Raw genomic sequence first — 15,867 nt, forward strand, 5'->3', positions numbered from 1 at the left:
CGCTCCTGCGATGCACTGCCGATCGATTTGTTCTTCCTACAAAAACAACAGGGAGCAAGCGATGAACTGCCATTCGCGCATGACCACGGCCGGTTGCTCCGGACGGGTCGCCACTACACCAAACGATCAGGGCCGCAGAGCCCGCAACGGTGATGATCCGGCTATGCGGCCTGCGCCGCGCGAGCCCTTGCGCCGCTGACCAAGACTCGTAGTGCCTGGTGCTGTACCGCCCGTTGCATACGGTCGCTTCCAGGCTCTTGTTGTGCGGGTTCGTGCGGGCGAGCCGGCTTTCTTGAGGATGGGTTTCATGTCCAACACCTTGCGTTGCGGCGTTGCGTTGTCGTGGGTCTTGCTGTGCACCGGGGCTTACGCCCAGCCGCAGAACCTCACGGTCATTTCCTTTGGCGGAGCCACCAAACAGGCTCAGGAGCAGGCCTACTTCCAGCCATTCAACCAGAGCGGGGCGGCCCGGGTAGTGGCCGGCGAATACAATGGCGAGCTGTCGAAGATCAAGGCCATGGTCGATGTCGGCAAGACCAGCTGGGATGTGGTCGAAGTGGAGAGCCCGGAGCTGCTGCGTGGCTGTGACGAGGGCCTGTTCGAACCCCTGGACCTGGCCCGTTTCGGGGACCCGGCGCAGTACGTGCCCGGCACGTTGACCGAATGCGGGGTCGCCACTTATGTGTGGTCGATGGTCATGGCCTTTGCCCCGCAGAAGCTGGCGAAGGCGCCGCAGTCCTGGGCGGATTTCTGGAACCTCAAGGACTTCCCCGGCAAGCGCGGCTTGCGCAAGAGCGCCAAGTACACCCTGGAAATTGCCTTGCTGGCCGACGGTGTGGCGCCTGCCCAGTTGTATCAGGTGCTCAACACCCCCGAGGGCGTGACCCGGGCCTTTGCCAAGCTCGACCAGATCAAGCCCTATATCCAGTGGTGGGAAGCCGGGGCTCAGCCGCCGCAGTGGCTGGTGGCCGGTGACGTGGTGATGAGCGCAGCCTACAACGGGCGCATTGCCATGGCCCAGAAGGAGGGCATGCAGCTGAGTATCCTCTGGCCCCAGAGCCTGTACGACCCGGAGTACTGGGCGGTAGTCAAGGGCTCGCCGAACAAGGCCCTGGCCGAAGCCTTCATTCTGTTCGCCAGCCAGCCCCAGGCGCAGAAAGTGTTCTCTGAAAACATCCCCTACGGGCCGGTGCATCGTCAGGCGCTGCCGTTGCTGCCTGAGGCGGTGCAGCGGCAACTGCCGACCTTCGAGGCCAATTTGAAGGGCGCCAGGGCAGTGGACGCGGGGTTCTGGGTCGATCATGGCGAGGAGCTGGAGCAGCGTTTCAACGCCTGGGCCGCTCGCTGATGGAAAGGCCGTAGGAGCGAGCTTGCTCGCGAAGATCGTCAACGAAAACGCCGCGTTCACTCAGTGACCGCGGCGTTTTTGAGTGCATCGCGAGCACGCTCGCTCCTACAGGGGGCTTTGGCTGGTGGGTGCGGGCTGGGTCAGCCAGTCGATGAATAGCGCGAACAGCTCGGCCTGGGAGTTGATGGTCAGCTTGGTGTAGAGGTTCTTGCGGTGCATGCGCACGGTTTCCGGGGAAATCTCCAGCACCTTGGCCGTGGATTTTACCGAGTGCCCCCGCAGGATCAGGTGGGCAATTTCGCGCTCGCGAACCGTCAGCAGTGGCTGGCCAAAGCTCATGAACGCCGCTTCGATCTGCTGGTTGAAGTTGGCCGGTGCCGGGGCGGGCAGCGCGTCCTGACTGGCCTGGCGCAACAGCGGTTGCAGGCCGCTACCGCCGAAACGGCGGATCAGCTCGCGCACCAGCGGTTCCACCGCCCGCAGCAGCGCCAGGGGTTCGCTGGCGAAGCGCTCACCGCTCAGGCCCTGGAACATGCACAGGGAAATCTTGCTCTGGGGATCGAGGTCGACGATGTAGTAACTGTCTTCCGCGCCCCCGGTCTTGAGGTAGTAGGTCTTGTAGTACTCGCTGCTGAAGAAGTCGTCCGGGGCGATTTCCGACAGGTGATAGAAACCTTCGGCCAGGCCGTTTTCCACCGCCAGGCAGAACGGATCCAGCAGATAACCGCGGGAAAAGTAGCGGTTGATGATTTCGTCGCGGTAGGCGCCGACTATGCCCCGTTCATGCAGCAATTGCGGTGGCAGGCCCTTGCGTTCCAGGCTGATCATCATCGATTCGATGGGCGTCAGGGCGTTCAGCGCCGTCGCCAGGTGCTGCAGGAAAGTGCCATCGTCCACGCTGCCGAAGGCCTGGGCCAGGCAGGCGTGCCAGGCCTGCAGGGCAGGGAGGCTGAGGGGGGCGGTAGAAGTGTTTGCAGGTGCGCTCATGCCCGGCAGTCTAACGGTCGGGCGCAGGCCCGGTAAGACCCCGGGCCGATATTCGCGCTGCCAGCGGCTAGGGGTCATTGGCCCAGGTACTGGCCGTTCTGGCGCAGTTCGGCGGCGGCTTCGAGGATGCAGTCGCGCAAGGTGGCGACTATTTCGTCGATCTGCTGGCGAGTGATGATCAAGGGGGGCGACATCACATTGAGATGGCCGATGGGGCGCACCAACAAGCCTTTGGCCTGGGCCCGCAGATGGATGCGCTCGGCGATGTTCAGCCCGTCGGGCAGCAGCGCCTTGGTGCGCTTGTCGGCGACGAATTCGACGCAGGCCATCAGCCGCTTGCAGCGCACGCTGCCCACCAGGGGCAGTTCGGCCAGGGTCTGCAGGCGCTGCTCCATATAGACGCCGACCTCTTCGACATGGGCCAGCAGGTTTTCCCGCTCGATGATCTCGATGTTCTTCAACGCCGCGACGCAACTCACCGGGTGCCCGCTATAGGTGAAACCGTGGGTGAAGCAGCGACCCTTGCCCGGCTCGCCGATGACCTGCCAGATGCGCTCGGAGAAAATGCACGCGCCCAGGGGCAGGTAGCCCGAGGTCAGGCCCTTGGCAGTGGTGATGATGTCCGGCTGCATGCCGAACACTTCCTCGGAGGCGAAGAAAGCACCCAGGCGGCCGAAGGAGGTCACCACTTCGTCGGCGACATACAGCAGGTCGTAGCGCTGGCAGATTTCCCACATGCGCCGGTGATAACCCTCGGGAGGAATGATTACCCCACCGGAGCCCATGATGGGTTCGGCGAAGAACGCCGCCACCTTGTCCGGGCCCAGGGTGAGGATCTTGTCTTCGAATTCCGCTACCAGGAACTCGAGGAAGTCCGCTTCACTCATGCCGGCCGGCGCCCGGTAGTAGTTGGGGCAGGAGATGTGGTGAAACAGGTCGCTCATGAAGTCGAATTCAGGCGCGCGGTCAGCGGCTTTGTTACCGATGGACATGGTCAGGAAGGTGGAGCCGTGGTACGCGTTGTGCCGCGAGATCACGTGCTTCTTCTCATGCTTGCCGCGACTGTTCTGATAGAACTGCACCAGGCGGTAGGCAGTGTCCACCGCGGTGGAGCCGCCGGTGGTCAGGAACACGTGGTTCAGGTCCCCTGGGGCCAGGCTTGCCAGCTTTTGGCAAAGCTCGATGGCGCTGACATTGGCCATGTCGCAGAACGGGTTGGAGTAGGCCAGTTGCCGCACCTGGTCGGCGATGGCCTCGGCCATTTCCTCGCGGCCCAGGCCGATGTTGGTGCACCACATGCCGCCTACGGCATCCAGGTAGCGGGTGCCGGCGGTGTCATAGATGTAGGCGCCGTCGCCGGCAGCGATATTCAACGACCCCTGCTCGCGGTGTTCGTCGAACATATGGAAGCCGTGCATGTAGTGCGCCTTGTCGGCGGCCACCAGTTTCGAATCGTCGAACTGCTGGAAGAAGGCGTCGGGTTGGATAGCCATGGGCTTCACCTCGGGTAGCAATATGGGGTGGAAAGTCTGTGGGGGCGGGGGGCTCACTTGCCGATCTTCACCATGTTCCAGGTACGGGTGATCAGCCGGGTGCTGGCGGGCGTCTGGATCTTCTGGGTGAACAGCCGCTCGCGGGTCTGGGCATCGGGGTAGATCGCCGGGTTGTCCCGCACCTCGGCGCTCAACAGTGGCGTGGACTTGAGATTGGCGTTGGCGTAGCGGATGTAGTCGCTGACCTCGGCCATTACCTTAGGTTGCAGCAGGTACTGGATAAAGGCATGGGCGCTGGCCACGTTCGGCGCGTCGGCAGGGATATAGAAATCGTCGAACCAGATCAGCGAGCCTTCCCTGGGAATGAAATAGTCGAGCTTGACCGGTGCCCCGGCCTCGTTGGCCCTGGCCTGGGCCGTGGCGTAGTCGCCGGACCAGGTGGCGCTGACGCACAGGTCGCCATTGGCCAGGCCATTGAGGTAGCTGGTGGAGTCGAACTTGCGGATATAGGGGCGCACCGCCATCAAGGCATCCTGCGCCGCTTTCAAATCCTCGGGGGCGGCGCTGTTGGGATTGCGCCCCAGGTAAGCCAGCACCAGCGGCAGAATGTCGGTGGGCGAATCCTGCAGCGTCACCCCGCAATCGGCGAAGCGCGACACCACCTTGGGATCGAAGAGCATGGCCAGAGAACCGATGGGCGCGTCCGGCATGCGCTCGCGGACCTTGTCGACGTTATAGGTCACGCCATTGCTGCCCCAGGTGTAGGGCGCCGAGTACTGCACACCCGGGTCGTAGCTTTCCAGGCTCTTGAGCACCTGCGGGTCGAGATTCTGCCAACTGGGCAGCAAGGCCTTGTTCAGCGGCTGGAACACCCGCGCCTTGATCAAGGGCGGCACCAGGGCCGCGTTGAGCACCACCAGGTCGTAGCCGGAGCGCCCCGGCAGCAGCTTGCCCTGGACGGTTTCATAGGAATCGAAGGTGTCATAGATCACCTTGATCCCGGTGGCCTTCTCGAACCCGGCGAGGGTGTTCTCGCCGATATAGTCCGACCAGTTGTACAGGCGCAGGGTCTTGTCTCCGGGCTCCCCGGCCTGGGCCCAAGCCGTCGTCAGTGCCAGAACCACGCCAAACATCGCAGGGAAAGCTGTACGCATACTTCAATTCCGCCTTGAACGTGATGGAAGGAGCCCGGGTCGAGCCGTTGGCGTAACTGTCCGCGAGTGCCTCGGCCCACGCCATAACCCGATCGGGTAGGTGGGCAAACACAGAAGGGGGCAGCTATCTGGATGGGTTTGTGCAATCATCCCGCCTCGTTGGCGAACACCAGGCTGTTCGCCCGACGGATTGGCTCAGCCCGGAAACCTGTAGAAACAGCCCGGCAGAAAAAATCTCGAATAGGAGTTGCCAGGAATGGAAAACACGTCCATAATTGCGACCATTCCTCAGCGAGGAAACGGAAAAACTCTTTAGAAATCAAAGAGTTACGAGATTAAGTTGATCTCGTTAGCCGTTCCAGTTTGTTCGTGTCCAGTGTTGTGTTTCAGGCATTGGACATTTGGGGCCGAGTAGCAAAATGGTTATGCAGCGGATTGCAAATCCGCCTACGCCGGTTCGATTCCGACCTCGGCCTCCACCCTTGAAAACCCCGTAGATTAACGTCTACGGGGTTTTTTATTGCCTGGGATTTGGGTAATCGCTTCCGCAATTGTGGGGATCGATTCTGCAAATAGCCTGTTCTTAGCCTGGCGTTTGAGAGAGCGTTCTCTCCATTGAGTGCGTGACCTGGATGCCATCAAATCGGCCAATTGGATCGTCGATCTGAGGCCAGAAGGTGGCAGCGGTAGCGGTGAAACCCTGAGTTGTTCAGCTTGCGAATGGAAGGGGGCTGAAGTGATTAATATGTAGGCATGAGCAAGGTAGATACAAATAAAATAATATCTTTATAGCGCAGTTCGGTGACCGAGTGATCGGTCACCTTCAGGCATAAAGGCTATTACAGCGTTGTTTATCTGAGATTAAACGTTGCTCGCATCAACCAGGTTGTTGCTCCAATGACTGCGCCTGCCTTAGTTCAAATTCGGCTTCATCCAATTTTCTCTGCTGCTTGGCGATTTTGCTTGGTTTACCTTTAAGCTGTGCCTCTTGCAGCTTTTCCTTGATTTTTTCTACTTTGCGCTGCTTTTCCGCCACTTGAGAATGCCTAATCGGTGCATACGATGGAGTGGCAGAGGGCGTGGTGGATTTAGTCGCAGAGGTGTAATCGTATCCGGTATAGCCATTTTTGTAGCCGTCGTAACAATAGGTCTGCACATTGGTCAAGGCGCGATTCAACCCGGCAATGCGATGAATATTGCCATAGTGAGTTGCATACTCGAGTTGTGTTCTGATTTTCTGCTCTTTTATTGCACAGTTTGGTGTCGCCAATGAGAGCGAGGAATACACAAGTAGTGGTAGTGCTAGAAATAGTGAGTGGTGTAGTTTCATAGCAGAGTTCTCCTTTCAGCGGGCTAACCCACAGATCCGTTACTCCTGTTTTTTCAGACAAAAAAATATAAATGTGTCAATGGCGCAATCATATTTTTCATTAAAATAGGAATATTCTTATGTGATGGGATATTCCATATTTAAAAATTATCAGCATGTTTTTTATGTTGCAAATTTATTACAAAATACCCCGCCATAAGCAATCCAGCGAATATGTCACGAGGTTTTAATACCCTCGGGGTGAGCGCTTTTTCTGTATCTGGAAAACAGCATGTCCACTCCTTAGACGATCGGAAGGGATCGCTGCACCAGCCAAGTCGCTGTAGCCGGCGACATCGGTTCGCATGGTTCGAAGGCGGTGGCCAGGTACATGCCAAGTCTGCAGGCCGCGGCAACCTGAATAACCCGGGTTTCAATCGAGCTCTTGAGTTGTAGCGACGAGATGCGGAGCGCCTGAGGGAGATCTGCTCGGCACCCTTTGGCACCAGTATTACGGGCACCTATTGGAGGTGTCGAAGCGGTGGGGTGCTCACGCATGGAGCGCGAGGCGCCGTCCTCTGGGAAACGCTCGCGCTTGATGGCCGAACACTAAGCAAAGGGCGCACTTACAGGTGGAAATCCCCCGCAGCCTCCGGCTGGTAAAGTACTTTCCTGATTTCAATCCGGCGGGTGCGATCAGAGATTCGCCAGTCGATGGTGTCCCCCTCCTGATAGCCAAGGATGGCGGCGCCTATATCGGAATACACCGAATGCTTCCCTGCGGTGCTGTCCGCGTCTTCAGGGTAGACCAAGGCCACTTCGATCTCTTCGTCGTCCAGTTGCAGCAAGGCCCTGGAGTTCATCGTGATGACGTTGCGCGCCACCTGCTGGGGCTTGACGACAATGGCTCGCTCAAGCTCATGTTCGAGTTCAACAATCGTCGGGCCTTGCTCGAACACGATCAGGCTCTCGAGCCTGGCCTTGTCGATTTCAGTGATGTAGATCTCGGTGGAGTCGACAACGGTACCTTCGCGCAAGAACTGGAGATAGCGCTCGGCCGTCATGGAAAAAGATTTCAATGTCGGCGTTTCGCTTTCAAGCACAAAGCCGCTGCGCTGAAAGGCTTTCAGCGAGCGCGTGTTGTCCGGGTGGATCTTGGCGATGAGCTTCTCGGCCCGCATGTCGAGGAAGGCCAGTTTCATGCCTTCGCGGATGGTGCGGGCGCCCAGGTTCCGGCCCCATTTGTCGCTGTCTCCGATGACCAGGACTATCTCGCAATTGGCGCCGGTCTTGACCAGACGGACAAAGCCCACCGGGGCGTCATGCCGGTCATAGGCCATGAAGAACCGGCCGTCCCGGTTGAATAGATGGGTCAGGATCGGCAATTGAGTCCGATCGATGACTTGTTCGATGGAGCGGGAGACGTGACGCGAATCGCTCAGAAAGCAGGTAACGCGCTCATCCTCCAACCAATCCATCAATGTCAGCGCGTGCGCCCGAGTAATTTCAGGGCACAGTGTAATGAAAGGCTTGTTCATCTTGACCACACTTATCTGTAAAGAATGGAAGCCTTTCATGGCTATGGTCATGACGGTTCTTCGGCAACCGCGCATTTTAAGATATACCGCGAGGAATGGCGAACATCCCGGCGGTTTCGAGAGTTTCGGCCCGCCAAGGCCCGTCTGGCGGCGTTTCAGCGCAGTGAATCTAAAGATGCCCGGCCGGGCCAATCTATTCGTGAAACGTGTATTTCCCGTTGGCTGCAATAAAATCTTGAAAGCCGTTGATAAAGGCTTTTCTTGTGCCAGGTAGTATTTTTTTTAGAGCCAGAAAATAAAGATAAATAGGCGTCGCGTCCCCAGTGCCTTCCGCTATCCAGCACTCTTCTGTTGCAAAGCAAAAAAGTACACAGCGTATGAGGTTCGCAAAGTCTTCATCTGATTTACGGTGCTGTTGCTCTACCGTCCAGAGTTCTAGTACAAGCCTTCTCCGGAGATCCCCATCGCTTTCTATAGGTTCTCGCTGGATGCTTTTTTCGATATATGGAATCAGCACTTTCAACTTAGGGGTGGAAATGCTAGCAAGTACACCGCCGTCGATCAGGCTGAGCAAATAGCGTGCGTACTGACGTGTTATTTCACTGAAAGGCACGCTCGCTTCAAGTAACGCCTGTTCAAGGTAATCGAACTCTTGAACCTCCAGGCTATCAATCATCATACAGCTCCATCTTTTACTCTTGTCGTGCAGCAGCAATCGGCCGAAAGCGGTCAGTGCAGATTCAGGTAGGGGTTCGAGGTCCTATTCTCCCTACCCTGGTTGCATTTGGCGAGCTGGGTGTTATGGGGGGGGGCGAGGCCCTGGGCTGGTAAGCAGATAGCTAAGAACAACTACTCATCACAGAGGGCAATGACCCGCAGATGGCCGCCCCTGCGCATCGTGCAGCTCGGGCGCCGTCGATGTTGGTTAGAATGGCGTGTTGAAGTCTACTGCTCGCAAGGAAACCCAATGAGCACTGAAAAGCCAGAGCCTTTGCTCATCCTTCAAAGGTTTTTAGATAATGTTTATGTGAAGGCTTCGAAAAGCCAGAATGTTTTACTCAAAAGAAATCATGGCCACTACACATACGCGAATGGAATACTCTTCGTCTACGTGACGATCTTCCCTAAAGAGGTTGAGCTTGTTTTTGAAAGCAAGCAGGTAGGTAACGGGGTTTTTAGTATTGTTTTGGATATGTGCATGTCCAGTGGAGAAGTACTGGCTGGCAACCTGCTGTCTCTGAATGGGAGATGCGAGGAGATCAGCACGGCATTGGCCTCGCAAGAGGATTGGGTGTTGGCCCTGTTGTTAAAGTACTTGGGCACCTGAGTCTTTTTCCAGAGCGTGGACACCGCAGGCGTTCCGGTTTGCCGGTTCGCGTGCGCCGAGTTTATGCAGTGACCGCTTCTGGCTGTGGATTCAACCGGTCGATGCAACAGATTGGCTAAATCGTTCGGTGGGTGTTTCGTAGTCCAGTGTTTTCTGAGGGCGGCTATTTAGCTGCCTTGCAACTTCATTGAGCGTGGCTCGCGGGCGAGGGCGGCGACTCGGTCTTTGCCCCGGCGATTTACTGGTTTTAAGCCAGCAAGGGCGGGTCTTTACCCGCCCCAGTGGTTTAGCTACGCACGAACGCCAGTAGATCAGCGTTAATCGTATCGGCATTAGTTGTCGGCATTCCGTGGGGGAAGCCGGGGTAGATTTTCAGGGTGCTGTTTTGCAGAAGTCTGGCGGACAGAACTCCGGCATTTTCATAGGGCACGATCTGGTCATCGTCCCCGTGCATCACCAGTACGGGGATCTTTATACCCTTCAAATCCTCGGTGAAGTCGGTCTGAGAAAACGCCACGATCCCGTCATAGTGTGCCTTGGCACAGCCCATCATGCCTTGTCGCCACCAGTTCCACACGATGCCCTCGGACGGTTTCGTACCTGGGCGGTTGTAGCCGTAAAAAGGTCCTGCCGGAACGTCGTAATAGAACTGTGCGCGGTTGGCTTTCAGTTGGCTCTGCAGGTCGTCGAAAACCGATTTCGGCAAACCGCCAGGATTGTTCGCAGCCTGAACCATCAGCGGCGGCACGGCGCTGATGATGGCGGCCTTCGACACCCGGTCTTCACCGTGGCGCGCGATGTAATGGATGACCTCACCCCCGCCTGTGGAGTGTCCGACATGGACGGCGCCTTGTACGCCGAGGTGATCGACCACGGCGGCGACGTCGTCGGCATAGTGATCCATGTCGTGGCCGTCCCAGACCTGGCTGGAGCGCCCATGCCCCCGTCGGTCGTGGGCAACGACCCGATAGCCGTGGTCCAGGAAAAAGAGCATCTGCGCGTCCCAATCGTCTGCGCTGAGCGGCCATCCATGATGGAAAAAGATGACCTGGGCATCACCTGGCCCCCAGTCCTTGTAAAAGATTTCAACACCGTCCCGCGTAGTGACGTATCCCATGTTCGTATCTCCCGAGTGAAGGTATGGCCTCGACCGACTCGAGATTCGGCCTTGGCCCTGATGAACGAAGTACAGCCCATTCCATAGGTGTTGCAGAGGCTGTGTTTGTCGATTGATCTGCGTCTACCCATGGGCCCATGACGGTGGAGCAATGCATTGAACCTGGGCAGCTTGGCCGCTTTATGACTTTAGGTTTAAAGTCAACTTCAAGGTCAACGGTTTTTAGGGGTGAGGTATGAGAATTGGTGAATTGGCGAAAATCAGCGGGTTGGCGCCTTCTCGCATCCGCTTTTATGAGGCCAGTGGCCTGATCAAATCGGTCGAGCGCAAGGCAAATGGATATCGCGATTACGCACCGGATACCGAATGGGTTCTCGAGATCATTACCGGCGCCCAGGCAGCGGGCTTTTCGTTGGATGAAATCCGCCAGTTGATGCCGATGAATGCCAGTGGCTGGCAACACGATCAGTTGCTGGGTGGCCTCAAGCAAAAGGTCGAGGAAATTGAAGTCCTGCAGCAGCGGCTGGCCCAGAACAAGGAGCAACTGCTGCTGGTCATCAAGGGCATCGAGGGCAAACCCGAGGGCATGGCGTGTGCGGACAATGCGCAAATGCTGATCAATCGTTTGCGCGAAGAGGGCGTGGCGCCTGCTTCGGGCAAACGTGCGGCAGGGGCCGCCAGGAAGAGAACCACCCGCCAGGCGTACGGGGCCTGACGGGCACCCCAGCTCTCAGCGCTCGCCAACCAGCGTAGCGAGCGGTTTTGGCGCATAGAGCGCGCTCTGGAACTGCGGTACGTATTCGTACTTCAGCAGTTTCCCCAGCTTCAGGGAGCGGATGTAGTTCGACAGGCTGCCGTCGCCCAATGTGAGGATGGCCGCATCGGCGTCACGGCTGGAACCGTGCCTGAGCTGGCGGGAAACAGCGTACCCGTAGGCCAGTTGGCCCTGGTGATCGAGGTTGGTGAAACTGTTGGTGATGATTTTGACACTGCGGGATAACTTCTCGAGCTTTTTCGCGGTGAAGGAGAGGTCCAGCTTGCCGGTCTGGCTGTCGGTGATGTCATAGACCACCGATTGCGCACTCTCTTTGCGGTCAATGCCGGTCAGCCACTTCGGCAGGTTGTAACCGACGACACCGCGCACCCGTGCCAACTCTGTATTGACCGGCAACTTGAGCACGTAGCCCCAGAAGTCTCCCGAGATTGACTGGCCAATCAATGTGAGCGGACCCAGGTTGGCTTTGCCGGGTTTGTTGGTGATGATCGACACGGCCATCTCGTTGTAGGCGTCGTTTTCGCAATGCTCGTAGGTATACGCGGTGAACGCGATCAGGCCACGCCCCGGCCAGATCTGCAGCGGTTGCACCGTTGCTGCCAGTTCGGGCGGCATCAGCGCCCGGAGCCGGTCGAGGTCGGCCGTGTAGACAGCCGTAACCTGGCTGTTCTGGTAGTAGAAGTTGGGCGAAAACGACTGGAAGCCTATCTCGACCTTGTTCTTTTCCAGGCTCTTGAACCAGCTCAGATCAACGCCTGGTATTTCGGCGGCGATTACCGACAGTGGCGGGTTGGACCGAAAGCGGTCGTAGAGACCGCCTTTGACGACGGGCACCTGATGGCCGGCGATATCGATGAGGGTGGTGTCGGTCGGACTGGGCATTTCAGGCGTCTCCGCCAACGCTGCGTTGGCAAATGGGTTGAACAGCAATGCAGTCGAAAGCTCGGTTGCGAGTTTCAGTCGCTCTTTTTCAAGGGGCCGGGATCGACCCTGGGGGGCAGCGAGTTACGTCGCTCGCGCAGAGCGCGGCGGTCACGGCTTCAGCTACGGCCCGAGGCGATTGCGGGTTCTGGCCGGTCACCAGCCTTCCATCAGTCAGGGCAAAGGAAGTGAACGGCAGCCAGCCCTTGTGGTAACGCGCGCCCTGGCTTACGAGACGGTCCTCAAGGAAGAAGGGCACCTGGCTTTTCATTCCCGATAGCCACTCTTCGCGATCAGAGAATCCGGTGATGTTTCTGCCTTTGATGATCAACCGGCCCTGGTCATCTTTCAGATCCAGGAGGCCCGCTACGCCATGGCACACGGCTGAGACGATGCCACCCTGGTTGTAGATGGTTTCGGCCACGCGCCGCAGATCAGGGTTGTTGGGAAAATCCCACATGACCCCGTGGCCCCCGGTGAAATAAATGGCGCTGAAGCGGGAAGGGTCCACGTCAGCGATCGGCAGCGTGTTCTGCAGCCGAGCGCGAAAGGTTGCGGACTGCAAATGCCGCCGGGCGGCCTTGTCCATGTACAACCACCCCAGGCTCCGCTCGTCCAGAGGCACCGCGCCCCCTTTGGGGCTGGCAAATACTGTGGTGTAGCCGGCAGCTTCCACCACATCGGTGAAATGTGTCAGCTCCGTCAGCCACAACCCGGTGGTGTCGCTGCGTGAGGGATAGCTGGCGTGGTTGGTCATGATCACCAGTATCTGGTGCTCCCTGGAACCTGCTATCGAGGAGTTCGGCTGAGCATTTGCACTTGTCATGAAAGCACCACCTATCAATATCAATACACAGGAAACAAGGGGCTTGATCATCATTCCGGCTTCATCAGGCGAGCAGTTCGGCGCATGCTCACCTTAAACCTGGCTTTAAGGTCAACCCCGCGACGGCAAATAATTTTTGCGGATGCGCTCGTACTTCTGCTTGACCCTCAACCTGACTTTAACGCTAGCGTCTGATGCGCAAGGGGCAAGGCAATAACGCACGTTATCAATCCAGTCTGGAGCAACGCATGAGTCAGCAAGACAACCCGGATACGCAGATGAAATGGATGATCTATGGCGCCAATGGCTATACCGGCGAGTTGATCGCTCGCGACGCCGTCAAGCGCGGGCTCAGGCCGGTGCTGGCCGGGCGCAATCGCGACAAGATCGAAGCCTTGGCCCGGGAGCTGGGTCTTGAGGCCCGGGTGTTCGGGCTGGATGACAATGCGCGCTTGCTTGCGCAGGTCAAGGGACTTGGATTGGTGCTGCATTGCGCGGGGCCGTTTTCAGCCACCGCCGCACCGATGATCGAAGCCTGCCTGCGGGCCAGTGCGCACTACCTGGACATCACCGGCGAGATCGCCGTATTCGAACATGCCCAATCCCTGAATGAGCGGGCGCGAGCCGCGGGCGTGGTCATTTGCCCCGGCGTCGGCTTCGACGTAGTCCCGACCGATTGTGTCGCCGCCGCACTGAAAGACGCGCTGCCGGATGCCACGCACCTGGCATTGGGCTTCGATTCCCGTTCCAGCTTTTCGCCCGGTACTGCCAAGACCTCCATCGAGGGCATGGCGCAGGGCGGCAAGGTCCGTCGTGACGGTAGGATCGTCTCGGTGCCGCTGGCGTATCGGGTACGGCGTATCGACTTCGGCGCCGGTGAGAAACTTTCGATGACTATTCCCTGGGGCGATATCTCGACGGCCTATCACACCACCGGCATACCCAATATCGAAGTGTTCATACCGGGCTCTGCCGGCATGATCCGCGGTGCCAGATTTGCCAACCTCATCCGCCCGTTGCTGGAGTGGCCCTGGGTACAGAGGCTGCTCAAGGAGCGCATCGGCAAGACAGTGGTGGGTCCGGACGAACAAAAGCGTGCCGACCAAGGCACCTATGTGTGGGGCGAGGCCCGTAACGCTCGGGGCGATCGCAAGGTCGCGCGGGTGCATACCACCAACGTCTACAGCCTGACGATTCATGCCGCCTTGAGTGTGGTTAGTCACCTGTTGCAGGTGCGTCCGATGGGTGGGGCCTACACGCCCGCCAAGCTGCTGGGGGCTGATCTGGTGACCAAGCTGCCCGGCTCGGGCGCCTTGAACATCGAGTAAAGATTCTTGGGTGAAGTTGCAAAAAGGCTATTGACCTTAAAGTTCACTTCAATCTTAAGGTGGCCCCATCTCCACTGAGGGCTACCCCCATGAATGTGTTCGATACCCTGATGCTTCCCAACGGTTCGACCATCAAGAACCGTATCGCCAAGGCCGCCATGGAAGAGAATATGGCCGATGCCGACCAGGCACCTTCCGAAGAACTGATGCGCCTGTATCAGGCCTGGGCCGAGGGTGGCGCGGGCCTGATCATCACCGGCAACGTGATGGTCGATGGCCGTGCCATGACCGGGCCCGGCGGTGTGGTGCTGGAAGATGAGCAGCAACTGGACAAGTTCAAGCGCTGGGCGCGGATTGGCCGTTCCGGCGGCGCGCAGTTCTGGTTGCAGATCAACCACCCTGGCCGCCAGATGCAGGCAAACCTCGGGCAGAAAACCTGGGCACCCTCGGCCATACCGCTGGACCTGGGCAAGATGTCCAAACGTTTCGCAACGCCTCACGCGATGACTGCGAGTGTGATCGATGATGTCATCCAGCGTTTCGCCCGTACCGCGCGTCTGGGTGAGCAGGCCGGGTTCACTGGTGTGGAGATCCACGCCGCACACGGCTATCTGCTGAGTCAGTTCCTCTCGCCGCTGACCAATCAAAGAACCGATGAATGGGGCGGTTCCCTGGAAAACCGCGCGCGCCTGCTGCTGGAAATCGTCAAGGCGGTACGGTCCGTGGTGTCTGCCGATTTTGCGGTGGCGGTCAAACTCAACTCCGCCGATTTTCAACGGGGAGGCTTCACCGCCGACGATGCCCGGAAGGTGGTTGAACTGCTCAACGAGCTGGGGGTGGATCTGGTTGAGTTGTCAGGCGGCAGCTACGAGGCGCCGGCTATGCAGGGCGAAGCCCGTGACGGTCGTACCCTGGCGCGCGAGGCCTATTTCGTTGAGTTTGCGCGTGACATCCGCACCGTCGCCAGGATGCCGGTCATGGTCACAGGGGGAGTGCGGCGACGTCCGATCGCTGAAATGGTCGTCCAGAGTGGCGTGGACATGGTGGGGATCGGCACGGCGTTGGCCATCGATCCGCACCTGCCCCGTGATTGGCTGCTGGGCAAAGACAGTACGCCGCAACTGCCGCCGATCACCTGGAAAAACAAGGCCATTGCGGCCTTGGCCAATATGGCGGTGGTCAAGTATCAATTACGCAAACTCAGCCGGGCCAAAAAAACCGATCCGAGCGTGTCGCCGTTGCGTGCGCTGGTGCTGCAACAACTCGCCATGGCCTTTCGCACCCGCCAATATCGACGTTGGGTAGAGAAGCGTTCGATGTAAGTCGATACCTCGCAAACCCAGCGCTCATTATTTGGGCGAGAAAGTCACCTTGACCGGATTGTCGTGTTTGTAGGTTGCCGATGATGGCCCGTAGTCGAGGTTGAAGCCTGGCAGCCAGGCCCTAAGTTCAGTATCTGAAATCCATTCGAGCTGGAGCTGGCTTGCGGCCTCATTGGCGTCGAACTGAGCCAAGGCTTGCACCGCAGATTGGCAGGCTGCCGATACGCCGGATTCCAGTACCGAGACCTGGAGCTTCTCGCTCCAAGTGATGGATCCGCTTTGCGGGCACTGGCGTACTTGCACATGATATTTCCCGCTGGGTGAAGGCAGGTCGTAGACAATTTTGTTGGGGCCGCATGCGGCCAGCAAGGCGGATGAGAAAATCAGGGCGGGGACACGTTTATTCATAGCAGCGTTCCAAT

The 15,867-nt window shown here is 58.3% G+C and carries 15 protein-coding genes and 1 tRNA gene; 6 read left to right on the plus strand and 10 right to left on the minus strand.

Annotated features, from left to right (window positions below):
* Positions 1 to 307 precede the first annotated feature (307 nt).
* The gene (locus tag AC1RL5_RS01915; RefSeq protein ID WP_011061749.1) at positions 308 to 1,348 is read left to right on the plus strand and encodes an ABC transporter substrate-binding protein; all 1,041 of its coding nucleotides are present in this window, start codon (positions 308 to 310) and stop codon (positions 1,346 to 1,348) included.
* Between the two features lie 105 nt (positions 1,349 to 1,453).
* On the opposite strand, the gene AC1RL5_RS01920 is transcribed toward AC1RL5_RS01915, so the two are convergent.
* The 3 genes from AC1RL5_RS01920 to AC1RL5_RS01930 form a co-directional block, all read right to left on the minus strand.
* The gene (locus tag AC1RL5_RS01920) at positions 1,454 to 2,335 is read right to left on the minus strand and encodes a helix-turn-helix transcriptional regulator (protein ID WP_011061748.1); all 882 of its coding nucleotides are present in this window, start codon (positions 2,333 to 2,335) and stop codon (positions 1,454 to 1,456) included.
* 74 nt (positions 2,336 to 2,409) lie between these two features.
* Positions 2,410 to 3,828: an aminotransferase gene (locus AC1RL5_RS01925; protein WP_011061747.1), complete on the minus strand. Its 1,419-nt coding sequence runs from the start codon at positions 3,826 to 3,828 to the stop codon at positions 2,410 to 2,412.
* A 53-nt stretch (positions 3,829 to 3,881) separates the two neighbouring features.
* The gene (locus AC1RL5_RS01930) at positions 3,882 to 4,982 is read right to left on the minus strand and encodes a polyamine ABC transporter substrate-binding protein (RefSeq protein WP_103408302.1); all 1,101 of its coding nucleotides are present in this window, start codon (positions 4,980 to 4,982) and stop codon (positions 3,882 to 3,884) included.
* A gap of 405 nt (positions 4,983 to 5,387) precedes the next feature.
* Here AC1RL5_RS01930 and AC1RL5_RS01935 point away from each other — a divergent pair.
* Positions 5,388 to 5,461 (plus strand) — tRNA-Cys (locus AC1RL5_RS01935).
* Between the two features lie 398 nt (positions 5,462 to 5,859).
* On the opposite strand, the gene AC1RL5_RS01940 is transcribed toward AC1RL5_RS01935, so the two are convergent.
* The 3 genes from AC1RL5_RS01940 to AC1RL5_RS01950 all read right to left on the minus strand — a co-directional run bounded on the left by AC1RL5_RS01940 (position 5,860) and on the right by AC1RL5_RS01950 (position 8,505).
* A complete protein-coding gene (locus tag AC1RL5_RS01940; RefSeq protein ID WP_492588996.1) occupies positions 5,860 to 6,312 on the minus strand; it encodes a DUF1090 domain-containing protein in 453 nt (150 codons plus the stop codon).
* 605 nt (positions 6,313 to 6,917) lie between these two features.
* On the minus strand, positions 6,918 to 7,880 hold the full coding sequence (locus AC1RL5_RS01945; protein WP_019092746.1) for a bifunctional GNAT family N-acetyltransferase/nucleoside diphosphate kinase regulator: 963 nt from the start codon (positions 7,878 to 7,880) through the stop codon (positions 6,918 to 6,920).
* A 142-nt stretch (positions 7,881 to 8,022) separates the two neighbouring features.
* Positions 8,023 to 8,505 (minus strand): hypothetical protein, encoded by a 483-nt coding sequence (locus AC1RL5_RS01950; RefSeq protein WP_492588995.1) that lies wholly within the window; start codon positions 8,503 to 8,505, stop codon positions 8,023 to 8,025.
* 291 nt (positions 8,506 to 8,796) lie between these two features.
* Between AC1RL5_RS01950 and AC1RL5_RS01955 the strand changes: the two genes are divergently transcribed.
* Positions 8,797 to 9,156 (plus strand): hypothetical protein, encoded by a 360-nt coding sequence (locus AC1RL5_RS01955; RefSeq protein ID WP_125063882.1) that lies wholly within the window; start codon positions 8,797 to 8,799, stop codon positions 9,154 to 9,156.
* A gap of 286 nt (positions 9,157 to 9,442) precedes the next feature.
* Here the strand turns inward: AC1RL5_RS01955 and AC1RL5_RS01960 are convergent, their stop codons facing one another.
* A complete protein-coding gene (locus AC1RL5_RS01960; RefSeq protein WP_492588994.1) occupies positions 9,443 to 10,273 on the minus strand; it encodes an alpha/beta fold hydrolase in 831 nt (276 codons plus the stop codon).
* A 235-nt stretch (positions 10,274 to 10,508) separates the two neighbouring features.
* Here AC1RL5_RS01960 and AC1RL5_RS01965 point away from each other — a divergent pair, with 235 nt between their 5' ends.
* A complete protein-coding gene (locus AC1RL5_RS01965) occupies positions 10,509 to 10,988 on the plus strand; it encodes a MerR family transcriptional regulator (protein WP_019092743.1) in 480 nt (159 codons plus the stop codon).
* Positions 10,989 to 11,003: 15 nt separating this feature from the next.
* Here AC1RL5_RS01965 and AC1RL5_RS01970 read toward each other — a convergent pair whose 3' ends face one another.
* Both AC1RL5_RS01970 and AC1RL5_RS01975 read right to left on the minus strand, forming a co-directional pair.
* Positions 11,004 to 11,930: an acetoacetate decarboxylase (ADC) gene (locus AC1RL5_RS01970; RefSeq protein WP_492588993.1), complete on the minus strand. Its 927-nt coding sequence runs from the start codon at positions 11,928 to 11,930 to the stop codon at positions 11,004 to 11,006.
* Positions 11,931 to 12,018: 88 nt separating this feature from the next.
* On the minus strand, positions 12,019 to 12,849 hold the full coding sequence (locus AC1RL5_RS01975) for a type 1 glutamine amidotransferase domain-containing protein (RefSeq protein ID WP_377706295.1): 831 nt from the start codon (positions 12,847 to 12,849) through the stop codon (positions 12,019 to 12,021).
* 194 nt (positions 12,850 to 13,043) lie between these two features.
* Between AC1RL5_RS01975 and AC1RL5_RS01980 the strand changes: the two genes are divergently transcribed.
* A complete protein-coding gene (locus AC1RL5_RS01980; RefSeq protein WP_492588992.1) occupies positions 13,044 to 14,123 on the plus strand; it encodes a saccharopine dehydrogenase family protein in 1,080 nt (359 codons plus the stop codon).
* A gap of 89 nt (positions 14,124 to 14,212) precedes the next feature.
* Positions 14,213 to 15,445, plus strand: a complete 1,233-nt coding sequence (locus tag AC1RL5_RS01985) for an NADH:flavin oxidoreductase/NADH oxidase family protein (RefSeq protein ID WP_072450116.1) — start codon at positions 14,213 to 14,215, stop codon at positions 15,443 to 15,445.
* 27 nt (positions 15,446 to 15,472) lie between these two features.
* On the opposite strand, the gene AC1RL5_RS01990 is transcribed toward AC1RL5_RS01985, so the two are convergent.
* Complete coding sequence (locus AC1RL5_RS01990) at positions 15,473 to 15,853, minus strand: hypothetical protein (protein WP_011061733.1); 381 nt, start codon at positions 15,851 to 15,853, stop codon at positions 15,473 to 15,475.
* Positions 15,854 to 15,867 lie beyond the last annotated feature (14 nt).

The organism is Pseudomonas sp. GW822-FHT06D10, from assembly GCF_058799535.1.

What these genes read in the sequence shown, in the direction of transcription:
- AC1RL5_RS01915 (WP_011061749.1), top strand. Translation starts at nt 308, where the DNA reads ATGTCCAACACCTTGCGTTGCGGCGTTGCGTTGTCGTGGGTCTTGCTG.
- AC1RL5_RS01920 (WP_011061748.1), bottom strand. Translation starts at nt 2,335, where the DNA reads ATGAGCGCACCTGCAAACACTTCTACCGCCCCCCTCAGCCTCCCTGCC.
- AC1RL5_RS01925 (WP_011061747.1), bottom strand. Translation starts at nt 3,828, where the DNA reads ATGGCTATCCAACCCGACGCCTTCTTCCAGCAGTTCGACGATTCGAAA.
- AC1RL5_RS01930 (WP_103408302.1), bottom strand. Translation starts at nt 4,982, where the DNA reads ATGCGTACAGCTTTCCCTGCGATGTTTGGCGTGGTTCTGGCACTGACG.
- AC1RL5_RS01940 (WP_492588996.1), bottom strand. Translation starts at nt 6,312, where the DNA reads ATGAAACTACACCACTCACTATTTCTAGCACTACCACTACTTGTGTAT.
- AC1RL5_RS01945 (WP_019092746.1), bottom strand. Translation starts at nt 7,880, where the DNA reads ATGACCATAGCCATGAAAGGCTTCCATTCTTTACAGATAAGTGTGGTC.
- AC1RL5_RS01950 (WP_492588995.1), bottom strand. Translation starts at nt 8,505, where the DNA reads ATGATTGATAGCCTGGAGGTTCAAGAGTTCGATTACCTTGAACAGGCG.
- AC1RL5_RS01955 (WP_125063882.1), top strand. Translation starts at nt 8,797, where the DNA reads ATGAGCACTGAAAAGCCAGAGCCTTTGCTCATCCTTCAAAGGTTTTTA.
- AC1RL5_RS01960 (WP_492588994.1), bottom strand. Translation starts at nt 10,273, where the DNA reads ATGGGATACGTCACTACGCGGGACGGTGTTGAAATCTTTTACAAGGAC.
- AC1RL5_RS01965 (WP_019092743.1), top strand. Translation starts at nt 10,509, where the DNA reads ATGAGAATTGGTGAATTGGCGAAAATCAGCGGGTTGGCGCCTTCTCGC.
- AC1RL5_RS01970 (WP_492588993.1), bottom strand. Translation starts at nt 11,930, where the DNA reads ATGCCCAGTCCGACCGACACCACCCTCATCGATATCGCCGGCCATCAG.
- AC1RL5_RS01975 (WP_377706295.1), bottom strand. Translation starts at nt 12,849, where the DNA reads ATGATGATCAAGCCCCTTGTTTCCTGTGTATTGATATTGATAGGTGGT.
- AC1RL5_RS01980 (WP_492588992.1), top strand. Translation starts at nt 13,044, where the DNA reads ATGAGTCAGCAAGACAACCCGGATACGCAGATGAAATGGATGATCTAT.
- AC1RL5_RS01985 (WP_072450116.1), top strand. Translation starts at nt 14,213, where the DNA reads ATGAATGTGTTCGATACCCTGATGCTTCCCAACGGTTCGACCATCAAG.
- AC1RL5_RS01990 (WP_011061733.1), bottom strand. Translation starts at nt 15,853, where the DNA reads ATGAATAAACGTGTCCCCGCCCTGATTTTCTCATCCGCCTTGCTGGCC.